This is a genomic window from Acinetobacter sp. Ac_3412 (assembly GCF_013072675.1).
GTDB classification, from domain to species: Bacteria; Pseudomonadota; Gammaproteobacteria; order Pseudomonadales; family Moraxellaceae; genus Acinetobacter; species Acinetobacter higginsii.
Window position 1 is genome coordinate 134,981 of record NZ_LXUJ01000010.1, and the last position, 14,184, is coordinate 149,164.

A 14,184-nucleotide genomic window follows, 5' to 3' on the forward strand; every position below is an offset into this window, starting at 1 on the left:
TCGGTTTGCAAATGACTGCAACAAAAATCAATAAATAGGTAGCTTAATCAGGCGGATCACTCCCATACTATATAGTGAGAAAAGGATAGCGAGCTTTGGTTTAAAGTGAATTTAAAGAATCTAGAAGCATTTTACTGGGTGGTGACGCTGAATAGTTTTAATAAGGCAGCGACAAAATTACAAACTACTCAGCCAGCGGTATCACAGAAAATCACCGCGATTGAAAATGACCTTGGATTTAAAGTTTTAGATCGAAGTTTTCGCCAACTGAAACCGACCCATAAAGGAATGACCTTATTTAAATACGCTGAAAAGTTGATGCGTTTAGAAACTGAACTTATCGCAGAATTAACTGAAAATCAGCATTTGACAGGCACAATTCGTTTGGGCGTTTCGGAAACCATTGTCTATACTTGGTTGGTGGAATATATCGAGAAAGTTCAGCAGGAATTCCCTAAAGTTTCTGTGGAAATTGTGGTTGATCTAACCCCGAATTTACAAGAAGGCGTCCGTACAGGTGATCTCGATATGGCCTTTTTACTCGGACCAACGCTGGCTTTTGAATGTATTGAACAGGCACTTTGTGATTTTGAACTGAGCTTCTTGGCTTCACCTTCATTTAAAGGAGGGATTGCTCAAATGTCCTTTAAGACCTTAATGTCACATACCATTTTAACCTATCCAAAAATTACCTATCCCTATAAAGAGCTCAAAGCCAAAATGAAGGAACAAGGGCTAGATGAGCCGCTTTCGATCACCAGTTATTCCTTGGCGACATTATTACGTCTTGCCGAGCAAGGTTTGGGGATCGCTGTGGTACCGACCTTAACTGCTTTAAAAGAAATTACCGATGGTCGATTAGAAATATTAAATACGCCAATTAAGTTAAAGACCTTCCACTTTACCTCGATTTATATTCAAGGCAATGATGCTGCATTGAAAGAAAAATTAACTGATGTCGCCGTGAAGGTTTCTGAAAGTGCGATGAAAAGCTTGAATCAGAAAATAAAACTTTGAGATGCTTAAAGCAAGCTTCTGTGAGAACCGTGTATGTGGAATTCGACAGCTGCTGAGTTAAAAAATTATAAAAGCAGCTTATCAGGAGTGATAAGTAAAATTTATCTTCGAACTAATCATAAATAAAAAGTAATTAAATTCAATGGATTGGATTTAATTTTATATCTAAAAAGTCGTATTGTTCAGTTGGCTTGCATATGTTTTTATTTGAACGAGAAGATTTGATGACCCACCGCTGAGTGGGAGAACAGGGAATCTTTGTGATTTAAAAAGGGTTAAAGAAGATCGTTTATAAACAAAATGATGCTCTTGGATCAAGTCAAAAATAGCGTTATTGAGCTCAAATGGATGAGGAACGCATCAATATGTCTTTACTGAAATCTTCTTTGCTATCAGATCGCCAATGGGCCATTGTCGCCTCCATTTTTATGATGGCAACCTCTGCAATGGGACCCGGGTTTTTAACCCAAACTGCTGTGTTTACAGTGAAACTAGGTGCGGCCTTTGGTTTTGCCATTTTAGTTTCAATTTTGATTGATTATGTGGTGCAGCAAAATATTTGGCGTGTGGTGACACTGACGCAAATGCGTGCATCCGATATTGCCAATAAGGCCTTACCAGGCAGTGGTTATTTACTTGCATTTCTGGTGATTCTAGGCGGTTTCTTCTTTAGTATTGGAAATATTGCAGGTGCTGCATTAGGTTTGAATGCACTGTTTGGTCTGGATACCAAATGGGGTGGTATCCTCAGCGGTGCATTGGCGATTTTGATTTTCGCCTCCAGAAAAGCCACACTTGCGATGGATAAAAGCATGATCATATTGGGATTGTTGAAAATCATCCTGATCATCATTGTCGCAGTCATTGTGATGCCTCCTGTTGGGCAGGCGGTACAGCAAACCTTTGCGCCAGATCAGATCGACTTTGCCATTATTACCACCATTGTCGGTGGCACGGTGGGTGGTTATATCTGCTATGCAGGTGCACACCGTTTACTCGATAAAGGTGCGGTTGGCCCTGAAAATATTGATGAAGTGGCCAAAGCAGCGACTAAGGGCATTGTTGTAGTTGGGATCATGCGCTATGTCTTATTTTTAGCCTTCTTGGGTGTGGTGGTGAGCGGTGCAAGCATCGATCTCGCTAGTCATAATGCCAATCCAGCGGCACAAGCATTCCAGTATGCTGCGGGCACATTTGGTTATAAATTATTTGGCCTGATCTTTTGGGCAGCAGGTATTAGTAGCACTATTGGTGCAGCCTATACCTCGGTTTCATTCTTTAGTGCATTTAAAAAGAATTTAACCCCAAAACAAAGCAACTATACCACCATCACTTTTATTGCCTTAGCCTTATTACTCTATGTGGTATTGGGGGCAACACCAGCAGGTCTACTCATTTTTGTCGGTGGTTTTAACGGTTTAGTGTTGCCAATTGGTCTTACAATTTTTGTGTATGTTGCGGCTTGCCGTAGAGACTTGATGGGCAATTATAATTATCCAAAATGGTTAATTGTTTTAGGTGCACTCACCTGTGTATTGACGTGGTGGATGGGCTATATGTCATTTACGACCGTGTTTAACTATTTGACCAAACTTTAAGCCAGATAATCGTACAGCGAAAAAGGAATGATGCCATGTTTGTAGATTTAAACAGTGATTTGGGCGAAAGCTTTGGCTCATGGAAAATGGGCAATGATGACCAGATTTTACCTGTGGTGACCAGTGCCAATATCGCATGTGGTTTTCATGCAGGTGATCCTTTGGGGATTTTAAAAACAGTTCGTAAAGCCGTTGAATTGGGCGTCACGATTGGGGCACATGTCTCTTATCCAGATTTGGTTGGTTTTGGCCGCCGTAATATGGATGTGTCCCGTGACGAACTGATTGCTGATGTGTTGTATCAAATTTCAGCATTGGACGGTTTGGCAAAAGTGGCAGGTTCGAAAGTGCAATACGTGAAACCACATGGTGCACTGTATAACACCATTGCCCATGATCAAGTTCAGGCAGCAGCAGTGATTGATGCAATTAAAATGTATAACCCTGAACTGGTTTTAGTGGCTTTGGCGGGGTCAAGCTTGGTCGAGCAGGCACGTGTGGCTGGTTTAAAAGTTGTGTCAGAAGCATTTGCAGATCGTGCATATAACAGTGATGGTTCACTGGTGTCTCGTCGTCTCGAAGGTGCGGTTTTACATGACTCGGCATTTGTTGCCAGTCGTGTGGTTTCAATGCTTAAAAATGGTGGGGTAGAGTCAATTGAAGGCGTATTTACCCCAATTCAAGCTGACACCATTTGCTTACATGGCGACACTGACGGTGCATTAGAGATGTCGGCAGCCATTAAAGCCGAGCTTGTAAAAAACAATATTGAAATTTGCCCATTTGTAAACAATGCATAAGGATGAGCACAATGTATAAGGATATTAAAGTCGACCCAGCTCAACTTGAAGCCGCGTTAGATGCGCGTTTAAAAATCCGTGCAGGTTTTGATAAACCAACGGCAGGCATGGCTGCGGGCATGACACAGGTCAACATGATTTCGGTACCAAAAGCGTGGGCCTATGATTTTTTACTCTATGCGCATCGTAACCCGCAAAGCTGTCCAGTACTTGATGTGCTCGAAGAAGGCATTTATGCAACTCAGCTTGCAGCAGACTCAGACATCCGAACTGATTTTCCACGTTATCGCATTTGGAAAGATGGCGAAATGTTTGAGGAAGTGACCGATGCGAGCGAGATTTATAATGCCCATCCTGATTTGGTGACTTTCTTGATTGGTTGCAGTTTTTCGTTTGAAACCGCTTTGCAAGAAGCAGATATCGAAGTTCGCCATATTCATGACAACACTAACGTCCCGATGTATTTAAGTAATATCAAGTGCGAACCCGCAGGGCGAATCTCAGGAAATATGGTGGTTTCTATGCGACCAATTCCATCACATCAAATTAGTGAAGCTGTACAAATTACCGCACGGATGCCGAGCGTGCATGGCGCGCCTGTACATATTGGGCACCCTGAAAGCTTAGGAATTTTAGATGTAAATCAGCCTGACTTTGGCGATGCTTCCCGCATTGAAGCAGGTGAAATTCCAGTGTTTTGGGCATGTGGGGTAACACCGCAAGCCGCTGTTATGAACTCGAAAATTCCCTTTGCGATTAGTCATGCACCGGGTCACATGTTGATTACCGACATTCCTGACCGTGCTTGGATAGGCTAATTGGACTAAAGAACCATTAAAAAGGATAAGCAAATGCGTTTTTTATCGGTAAACGCCGATTGTTTTCTGATTGAGCTTGCGAGCCTCGAAGAAACTTTGGCGTTGTACAATAAATTGCAACATACGCCATTGAATGGAATTAAAGACTTAGTCCCTGCTGCAAAAACAATTTTGGTTTTCTTTAACGAGATCGAAACTAATTTTAAAACATTGGTTGCTTCAATACAGAGTCTCAAAATTGATACTGGATTTGAGCGTAGCAGCCAAGAAGTGATTGTGCCGATTCGTTACGATGGCGAAGACCTTGCGCAGGTTGCCGAGCTACAAGGCTTGTCTGTTGCCGAGGTGATTAGAAAACATCACCAAAACGTGTGGAATGTGGCTTTTATTGGTTTTGCTCCGGGCTTTGCTTATATGAGCAGTCCCGATAAGCCTTTTACCGATATTCCGCGTTTAACGGTTCCGCGTAAAAAGATACCGTCCGGTTCTTTGGGTTTGGCTGGAAAATACTCTGGTATTTACCCAAAAGACAGTCCGGGTGGCTGGCAGCTGATTGGTACCACATCAGAAAAAATGTGGGATTTAGAGCGTAAAAATCCTGCATTGCTGTTACCGGGCATGACTGTACATTTTGAAGATGTCACGCATCGTCCAACGACTGTGACTGTACCGCAGCAAATCACACGTAAGGTTGAGCCGAAACAATCTCTGCCATTATTTACGATCACTGCACCAAGTTTACAGATGCTCATTCAAGATGGAGGGCGTTTAAACCAAACCAATATTGGGGTTGGGGTTGCAGGTGCAATGGATTCATCTGCCATGCATAGTGCTAACCGTATTGTAGGTAATCCAACCGATACACCCGTTATTGAAGTTTTAAATGGTGGCTTAAAAGCCAAAATGCAGCATGCCGGCGTTATTGCAGTTGCAGGTGCCATTTCAAATATTCGTGTGAAATTTGCTGATGGTCAAACCACAGATTTTGCAAGCTATCAGCCGATTGATTTAGACGAAGGTGATGAATTTCAGATTCAGCCACCCACAGCAGGCTTAAGAAACTATCTGGCAGTTCGTGGTGGTATCGCTATTGAACCAGTGCTGGATAGTGCTTCATTTGACAGCTTGGCAGTGTTAGGGCCAGAACCTTTAAAGCTCGGAGATACCATTTATCAAGGACAGGTAAAGGCGACTAACATTAGTGTCAATGAAGTAGGCAAAAGCGATTTACCTAAAGCTGGCGAAGTGGTCGAGCTAGATATTGTGATGGGGCCGCGCACTGACTGGTTTGAACAAGACAGTATTGAACTATTATGTCAGCAAGAATGGCTAGTGACCAATGAAAGCAACCGAGTCGGACTCAGACTTTCAGGTGAGCAACCTTTAACTCGCAAAATTACCCATGAATTGGAAAGTGAAGGCACGTGTATCGGTGCGTTGCAGATTCCCCCCAGTGGTCAACCCGTTTTGTTTATGAATGATCACCCTTTAACGGGTGGTTATCCCGTCATTGCTGCTGTTGCAAAACATCATTGGGACTTGGTGGCACAGATTCCAGCAGGTTGTCACATCAAATTTAAAAAAATTGCCGAATTTACAGATTTTGAGAATGAAAGATGAATACAGAAAAATTATTGATTGCGAATCGTGGTGAAATTGCCGTTCGTATTATCCATGCTTGCCGTGATATGGGCATTTCATCGGTCGCATTATATGCAGATGATGATATTGGCAGCATGCATGTGGAACTTGCAGATGAAGCATGGGGTTTGGCTGGTGCAACCGCGAGCGAAACTTACCTAAATATTGCTGCCATTATCGAGATTGCAAAGAAATCCAAAGCAACCATGGTGCACCCAGGATATGGCTTTTTATCTGAACGTGCTGAATTTGCCCAAGCCGTGATTGAGGCAGGTTTAAAATGGGTCGGGCCATCTCCAAGTGCCATTGAAAAATTAGGCGATAAAATCGAAGCACGTAAAATTGCGGCTTCGGTGGGTGCGCCGTTGGTTCAAGGGACCCAAGACCCACTTAATAATGCAGAGGAAGCTTTAGCATTTGCCAAACAGTTTGGTTTACCGATTGCGATTAAGGCGGCATTTGGTGGTGGTGGTCGTGGTTTAAAAGTGGCGTGGAAACTCGAAGAAGTCAAAGAACTTTATGAGTCTGCAGTACGTGAGGCCAAAGCTGCATTTGGCCGTGGTGAATGTTTCGTTGAGCAATATCTAGATCAACCGCGCCATGTCGAAGCACAAGTGATTGCTGATCAACGTGGCAATATTGTGGTACTCGGAACGCGTGATTGCTCTTTGCAACGTCGTAACCAGAAGTTAGTTGAAGAAGCGCCAGCACCGTTTATTAGCGATGAGATCTATCAACAAATCTTAAGTTCGGCAAAAAACATTTGTCAGGCTGCAAACTATGTCGGTGCAGGAACAGTTGAATACTTACTCAGTCGTGACGGCAAGCTTTCATTTTTAGAAGTAAACACCCGTTTGCAAGTTGAGCACCCAGTGACCGAAGAAACAGCAAAAGTTGATTTGGTGGTAGAACAAATCCGTGTTGCACAAGGCCATACCTTGTCGATTCAAGAAACTCCAAAAACACAAGGCCATGCCATTGAGTTTCGTATCAATGCCGAGGACCCAGCACGTGGGTTTATTCCAGCATTTGGTGTGCTGAGCTTATTCGAAGCGCCATTTGGCCATGGTGTACGTGTCGATACAGGGGTTCGAACTGGGTCATTGGTCTCCAGTCATTTTGACTCTCTCATGGCAAAACTGATTGTAACGGGCCCAACCCGTGAAGTTGCCATTGCCCGTGCTAAACGTGCGTTAAAGCAATTTAAAATTGAAGGTATTGCATCGGTTTTGGACTTTCACCGTGCGGTACTCAATGAACCTGATTTTAGTGATGAGTTTAAGGTCCATACGCGTTGGATCGAAAATGACTTTAAACAACAGTTAAAGCCAACCAAACGCGGTATTCCTAACCATCAACAACCCATGTTGCTGAGCTATATTGAAATTGATGGCAAATTACATCGTTTAGGTCTACCGGCTGGCATGTTTGCACACAACCCAGCAGTTACTGTCCAAACGCAACAATCTGCTGAACTAGAAGTAAGTGCAGAGCATTTACTGGCACCGATTAATGGTGTGATGAGTGCATGGAAAGTTACACAGGGTGAGCAGGTGACCGAAGGTCAGATTGTCGCGATTATGGAAGCCATGAAAATGGAAGTGCCTGTGCTTGCACATCGAAGTGGGGTCATTCAAATCGTGGCAGAACAGGGAAGCAGTTATCAGGCAGAATCGATTATTGGCATGATCGAATGATACTCGACACCAGTCGGTATGCTGGACATTGAAGCGATGAAAAGAGGCAATTGATTGCCTCTTTTCATTTTCGTTCGTGAATATTTATCTCAGTTCATAGTTAGCTAAAATACCTTCCTGGTTATAGTGCAGTACAATGTTTTTTGAGCGTTGAATTTTGGATAGTTCATCCTTTGGAATCAAAAAGCCCTCAGCAAGAATGGCATGGCTCACGTTAATCACAGTCGTTTTTTCCGTGTTTCGGTATCGCAACCAGTTATAGCTCGCCCATAACAACAAAGAGGCACAACAGATCATCACCATCAAGGCGAGCCAAAAGAAATTGTGGATCTGTACGCTCATCTGTTCTGCAAAAATATAGTTTTTGATCAGTTTACCTTGGTATAGCCATAAAAATATCGCCAATAACGGTAAAAATAGCAGTGTCCAGAGTGCCCAACCGATCCCTTGCAGCAAATAATGCGCACCTTTGTTTTTCACATACCGATGTTGGTCGATATATTCAGGAATATCTAGCTGTGAAACATCCTCAATGATATTTAAATGCGATTTGTTCATTCGGCCTCACCTTTAAAACCACGATCTGGGCTGACCCATCTCGCTCTTTTCTTACGTGTAAATAAAGCTTTAGGAACAGCAAACACAGTTGTTGCTGCACCGAGCATCCAAAAAAACAGGGGATACCAAATCACCCAAAAGTAATTTCTAAGGAAACGGTTTCCGTCATATCGTTTGTCAATGAACAAGCTCACAAAAAATTGAATCAGACAGGTAATGGCTAGAATTACGCCGTACCACTGTGGAAATAATGATTTGATGTGCCATTCTGCGGATAGCGGAACAAACAACCCAAGGAAAAACAGGACAATGATCAGCAAAATGACATAGGCCCAGACCATGCTGATGATCGCTTCAAGCGCGACAGGCCACATTTTGAGTGCTGAAATCTTAAAGAGTTTGGGAAAATAGGTTTTAATGACTTCGACACCACCTTGAGCCCAGCGCAATCTTTGTTTCCACAGCCCCTTAAATGTTTCAGGCATATAGATGTAGCACAGCGCATTGGGAACATAGTGAATATCCCATTCAGCGAGCTGAAGTTTCCATGAGATATCAATGTCTTCAGTGATCTTATCTTCTGACCATAATCCTACTTGCATGAGTGCCGTTTTTCTAAAGCCTGCAATCACACCTGAGACGGTAAAAATACGTCCATAAGTCCGTTGGGCACGTTTAATTAAACCAATAATGGATGAAAACTCACCGACCTGTAGTTTTCCTAAAATACTGGAGCGATTTAAAATCCGAGGATTACCAGTCACGGCGCCGACCTGATTAAAAGCTGTGAGTTGATGCATCATCCAAATCGCAGCATGGGGATGCAGCAAGGCATCTCCATCAATACAAATCAAGTATTCATATTGGCTGACCATCATGCCTGAACGTAAGGCAAAAGCTTTGCCTTGATTTTCTGCCAGATGCACAACCCGTAAATCTGGATGTTCAAGCGCCAACTCATCTAAAATTTTTGCGGTATCGTCTGAACTGCCATCATTGACGGCAATAACTTCAAATTTTGGATATTGTGTTTGTAGTGCAAACCGTATGGTTTCTCGAACTTGAGCTTGTTCATTAAAACAAGGAATGATAATGCTGCATCCTTGTTCTGAAATCTCGGGTAATTGGTTTTGCTTATATTCGCGTTTAAAGTAGAACCATAAACCACCAACCATCCATGTCCATGCCATGACTAAGGGATAGATAAAGGCAAATAGGAAAAGAATTTCCATTAAGGTCATGGTTGTTCTCCATTTACGTGCTGCTGGATAAATGGATTGCGATAACTCATTGGACTGTCATTTAAACTGAGTGGTGTAAATAGTTGTTCATGTACCGCTTTTGCATTATCAAAACGGTAATTGCTTAAAACCAATTTTTGAATTCCATGTCTTTGTAAATTTAAATAGTGTTGCTGCAAGCGTTGTAGTTGCTTTGGCGAAGATGGATTGTGGTTAACTAAAGTCACCATCAGTCTGGCTTTTTGTGAAGCAGTTAAATGACCCACTTGTTGTATAAATTTTTGATAGCTATTGATATTGTCTAGACTATCAATTTCAATATTCAATAAAGATACGAAGGGTAGATAGGTGTTAACAATTTGCTTTAGTCCCTGATCTGCTAAATCAGTCAGAGAGAGCTGTAAGATTAACTGGAAGGTATTACTTTGATTGAGATAAGGTGCGACAGCCACTTTTAGTTGTTGTGTTAATTCTACGATTTGAGCCTCTTTTTCCAGACAAGCTGTATTCACAACAGAGCTATAACGACAAGCCAGTTGCTGGTCTGTTTTTAAAATAATGCCATCCAGATTGGGATTATTTCGAATCAGATCTTTGCTTAAATCGATAACTAAATGCGCTTGTTCTGGGTCTGGGGCAATCGGCATCTGGGTATAAACTCGATGAAAAACCCGTGTTCGTGTCTGCCATTGGGTGCGGCTTAATATATCTTGAGCCAGTTTTAGATGAGTTGTTGGAAAGTAGCTCTGAGCATATGCAGCATTCTTTTGATCAGTTAATCCATTAACGATTAAAGTATTGGTTTTTAAGGCACTTAAATTATTTAATAAACTGCCTAACTGCTGATTAAACTGTGTATTGTCTTGTGAGAATTGAGCTAGGTCAAATTGTACAGCTCGAATAGGTTCATAATCTTGTAGTTGAGTGTATTCCATAAAACCAGTGAGTTGTTCACGTAGATTTTCAGCTGTTGGGTTATTTGAGATAATACCGCGTTGAAAGGTTGCGTCATTGCTGTCATTTAACTTTTCCGTCCCTAAACTAAAAGACAGAGGAAAACCTGCTTGATTGGCAATTTTAGTGACTTGTTGATTGACCGCACCATAGGGCCAAATGATTGCAAGCGAATCTATTCCTAATTTTTGCTGTAACACCTGCTTGGATTTCACCAGATCAGTGTAGATCCGTTGGCTATATTCTGACTCAGTTTCATAGCGTTTTTGAATCGGATCGTATTGTCGAGTCAAGGCGGCAGGCTTTTCATTTTTCTGCATATTGGCCAATAGGCCTTTATGCAAATCATGGCTATGGCTGGCAAACTCAACTAAACCTGATTTTTGGATATCTTGGAGTTGTTTCCAACTCATCAAATTATTTTGACCATAGGCTTCATAAGCTGCTTGAGTATTGCCTTCGGTCCAACTGGTCACCAAAGCAAAGACCACAGGGATTTGATATTGTTTTACTAAAGGATAAACATGGCTGTAGCCACTTAGGGCACCATCATCAAAACTAATTAAAATTGCATTTTTCGGTAATGGAACACCATGTTCCCGAGATGCCATAATTTGTTTGAGGGTAATCGGAGTCCATTCAGAACGTTTCAGCCATTCAAAAAACTGCACTAAGTTTTGGGTATTAATTGCATAGACATCTCGGTCGCCATTCTTCAAAACATCATCACGCACATCATGAAAGGTCAAACTGACAAAATGATGAGCGTCGAATTTAGCAGGTTCCGCTGCAACAAGATGAACTGGAAGCAGAACTGCACAAGCGGAGAGTATTTTAAAAATATTCAAAAAATTCATTAGAATCGCCCTCCAAAACCGAATAGGGCATAACTTTGTTTTTCATTGATGCCATCATAGGGATGTAGTTTCCAACCAACGCCATAATGCAATGCCCAGATCCGTGACAATTGCCATTCATGTCGATATTGCACATCAAAAATCGGTTTGGCAGCATAATCCTGCTGCTGGAACAGTCCTGCATCAATAGAAATATTTTGATTAAAATGACGTTCATAACTTCGCCAAGTTAACCAGTCATGACTCACGTTAATCGCAAGGCTATAACTTTGTTTTGGACTAAAATAAGCAACATTATCTAAACGATTTTTTCCTAGAAATGCAGAAAAGCCTGCTTGTGTGGTGTGATGAGCAGCTTGGAAAATACGTTGCTGGTAGTTTGCAAAAAAGTCTTGGCGTGTGTTGCCGTCACTGATCTTGGTATAGCTATATCCTGCATCGACTTGCCGGGCTTCATGTTGTTGCCATCGAATTGCAGCGCCGTAAGACTTGCCATTTTCGTCTTGTTCAATGGCTTGTAACGGAATATTGGCTTGGGTGTTGATGGATAATGCGTACTGCCAATAATCATTGAGTTGCTGTGACCAATCTGCTCTTAGGCCTTGGCGCTGACCCTCAGTATTTTGAGAGGCAAGCAGGACCAAATTTTTACCTTTGTCTTGCCATTGCAGGCCTAAACCCAAGCGTTGTTCTTGTAAATCACCATCAGCGTATTTTCCCCAAATATCTTGATGTTCAAGCAAGAGGCGATAATTGTCTGCGAGCCAAGGTGAATATAAGGTGGTGTTGGATTCACGATCACGTGTTCCTTTGAGTGATTGGAGTAATTGGTTTTGCTCAGACCGGCTACGTGAAAAGCGGCTTTCATGGCTCATACTGGCGTGATTACGATCATTCAATTCTTTATGACTTTTTATGACGCTACTATCGTTTGGGTAGTCTTCAATAAGTGCTTGAGTTTGTTGCTGCCAAGCTTGGATATCGCCAAGTGCTTGAGTGTTTTGCATGACATTAATGCGTGTGTATTTTGATTGGGGTTGTAAACCATTTAAACGCTCAATCGTGTGTTGAGCTTGACGAGGTTTTTCGCGCCAACGTTGGATTTTGGCCAGGTCATTTAAAAATTGCGCATTATTCGGAGCTTTGGCTACGGTGTTATTTAGATATTGTTCTGATAAATCCAAGCGGTTGCGATAAGCCATATTTAAAGCCAGCAAAGACAAATATTCATTTCGATCCGCATGTACACTTTTGTCGACACCTTTCGCTTCACTGTATTCATATGTGGGAATCAGGTCATCAATGACGTGAATCAAGGTATTTGCATCTTTATATTTTTCTTGTTCGATTAATGCATAATAAAGTGATGTATACAGGCTGATATCGGGATAGTTTTTCTCCGTGAGCAAGCTGCGGTAGATTCTCTCGGCTTCGGCAGGTTGTTGATTTGCAAGGTATGTATTTGCAATCGCATGCCGTGTATAGGCAGGCATTTGTTCAACTGGTGGTAAGGTGACTTGATTTAATAGGCTCAAAAGCTGTTGTGTTTTGCCTCGATAACTTAAGGCGTAGAGATAGTCATAATAGAAGCGATTAAACATGGCTTGATCAGCTGGAATCTGTTGCGCGATTTGTTCTGCCTGCTTCAAGACTTGATCGAGTTGGGCAAAGCTTTTACGGTCACTTTCCGCACGGGAGGATAAATATTTCTGTTGTTTAATCGCTTCATTCACATGCTGTGAAAAGCCTCCGATTTTATTCTGCCAAATAAAATTCTGGTTTTTATCAGATAGGTGGTGCTTTGCAGAAAAAGCAGCTGCCATTTCATAGCTCCCCAGTGCCACCAAAATATTCAAATACTCATGTTGAATGGCTTCATTGTTAGGTTGTTGGGTATAGGCCAACTGAATGGCTTGTAATGCATAAGTGTATTGTTGCAATAACCGATAAACATAAGCGGCTAAGACCAGCTGTTCAGCATTCATTTGCGTTGTATCAAAATTCTTTAATTGCTGTGCTGCTTCAGTCGGTTGTTTATTTTCTGCAAATAGCGCCGCTTTAAGAATTGTGACCTGCATGCTGTTATGCATTTGATAAGGTTCAAATTTATCTAATAGTGCCAATGCTGCAGCAAATTGCTTTTGATCCCGTAAAAGTTTAACTGTTGCGAGTTGAGCATATTCTGGGAAGTGCCTTGGCTGAATACGTTGGGTTAAATCAGTTAGGGTCACTTGTGGCAGAGCTTGAATGCGTGAGGCAGATAATAAGTAGTCAGCTAGGATGTACTGTTGATCTGGGTACTGCCGCAATAAAGATTCAAGTGCTGTTAACCCTTGTATAGGTTGTCCATTCTTAATTTGCGAAACTGCTTTTTCTCTTAAAAAATCAGATGGATGTGCATGTGAAATATTAGACATAAAAAAAAATAACAGGCTGGCTGGAAAGAGAGTGTGAAGATTTTGCATAAAGTGTTTTAAAGTGTGTGTTAATTATCTTTTTTATTTTAATATGTGATTTAAATCACATATTGTTTTGCTTGTGTACGGCAATGTTGATTGGTTTTATTTAAATAAATATATATTAATCAGTATTTTATTTATTCATTGGTTTTCAATATCTAGATTTTCACATGGCTTTTATGTTTTTTCTGTCCATGCGTTTGTGTATTTTATGTTTTGTATTTGAGTCGTGTAGATTGAACAAAAAATATGAATAACTGAGTGGGAAAATAAGTTAAATAATAATATTTAAGATATATAGTTAAGTTTTAATAAATATATTTTTAAGTAAAATCATGTGATTGTATCATTTATTTGACATGTACATGTTTGCTCTAGATGAAGTATTGAGCCGACGAAAATCATAAATATAAATTAACTTTGCTTTTGCATTATAATTACAAAAAATAAACCTATTCTATTTTTAATTTAACTCCATTTAATAATTTAAATATTTGTATTTTATATTTATTTAGGCTTTTTTATAAATTTTATTTTCAAAAAG

Annotated in this window: 10 protein-coding genes; 6 read left to right on the forward strand and 4 right to left on the reverse strand. The window is 41.1% G+C overall.

The genetic code is table 11. The features are described from left to right. The first annotated feature begins 105 nt into the window (after window positions 1-105). From mumR to A7P54_RS12500, 6 genes are all read left to right on the forward strand, one after another. Window positions 106-1,017 (forward strand): LysR family transcriptional regulator MumR, encoded by a 912-nt coding sequence (gene mumR, locus A7P54_RS12475; protein WP_171549766.1) that lies wholly within the window; start codon window positions 106-108, stop codon window positions 1,015-1,017. A gap of 344 nt (window positions 1,018-1,361) precedes the next feature. Then, window positions 1,362-2,615, forward strand: coding sequence for an NRAMP family divalent metal transporter (locus tag A7P54_RS12480; RefSeq protein WP_171549767.1), 1,254 nt, complete (start codon window positions 1,362-1,364; stop codon window positions 2,613-2,615). A gap of 35 nt (window positions 2,616-2,650) precedes the next feature. After that, window positions 2,651-3,415, forward strand: a complete 765-nt coding sequence (locus A7P54_RS12485; protein ID WP_171549768.1) for a 5-oxoprolinase subunit PxpA — start codon at window positions 2,651-2,653, stop codon at window positions 3,413-3,415. A gap of 2 nt (window positions 3,416-3,417) precedes the next feature. Next, window positions 3,418-4,233 carry a putative hydro-lyase gene (locus A7P54_RS12490; protein WP_171549769.1) on the forward strand — a complete coding sequence of 272 codons (816 nt, stop codon included), beginning with the start codon at window positions 3,418-3,420 and terminating at the stop codon, window positions 4,231-4,233. A 33-nt stretch (window positions 4,234-4,266) separates the two neighbouring features. Beyond that, window positions 4,267-5,853: an urea amidolyase family protein gene (locus tag A7P54_RS12495; RefSeq protein ID WP_171549770.1), complete on the forward strand. Its 1,587-nt coding sequence runs from the start codon at window positions 4,267-4,269 to the stop codon at window positions 5,851-5,853. Next, window positions 5,850-7,571 carry a biotin carboxylase N-terminal domain-containing protein gene (locus A7P54_RS12500; protein WP_171549771.1) on the forward strand — a complete coding sequence of 574 codons (1,722 nt, stop codon included), beginning with the start codon at window positions 5,850-5,852 and terminating at the stop codon, window positions 7,569-7,571. The genes A7P54_RS12495 and A7P54_RS12500 overlap by 4 nt, the downstream gene beginning before the upstream one ends. A gap of 84 nt (window positions 7,572-7,655) precedes the next feature. On the opposite strand, the gene pgaD is transcribed toward A7P54_RS12500, so the two are convergent. Genes pgaD through pgaA form a run of 4 tightly spaced genes read right to left on the reverse strand, consistent with a single transcriptional unit; the run spans window position 7,656 to window position 13,646 of the window. After that, a complete protein-coding gene (gene pgaD / locus A7P54_RS12505) occupies window positions 7,656-8,129 on the reverse strand; it encodes a poly-beta-1,6-N-acetyl-D-glucosamine biosynthesis protein PgaD (RefSeq protein ID WP_171549772.1) in 474 nt (157 codons plus the stop codon). After that, window positions 8,126-9,370: a poly-beta-1,6-N-acetyl-D-glucosamine synthase gene (gene pgaC, locus A7P54_RS12510; RefSeq protein WP_171549773.1), complete on the reverse strand. Its 1,245-nt coding sequence runs from the start codon at window positions 9,368-9,370 to the stop codon at window positions 8,126-8,128. The genes pgaD and pgaC overlap by 4 nt, the downstream gene beginning before the upstream one ends. After that, window positions 9,367-11,181, reverse strand: coding sequence for a poly-beta-1,6-N-acetyl-D-glucosamine N-deacetylase PgaB (pgaB, locus tag A7P54_RS12515; RefSeq protein ID WP_171549774.1), 1,815 nt, complete (start codon window positions 11,179-11,181; stop codon window positions 9,367-9,369). The genes pgaC and pgaB overlap by 4 nt, the downstream gene beginning before the upstream one ends. Continuing rightward, window positions 11,181-13,646, reverse strand: coding sequence for a poly-beta-1,6 N-acetyl-D-glucosamine export porin PgaA (gene pgaA / locus A7P54_RS12520; protein WP_171549775.1), 2,466 nt, complete (start codon window positions 13,644-13,646; stop codon window positions 11,181-11,183). The genes pgaB and pgaA overlap by 1 nt, the downstream gene beginning before the upstream one ends. Between the last annotated feature and the right edge of the window lie 538 nt (window positions 13,647-14,184).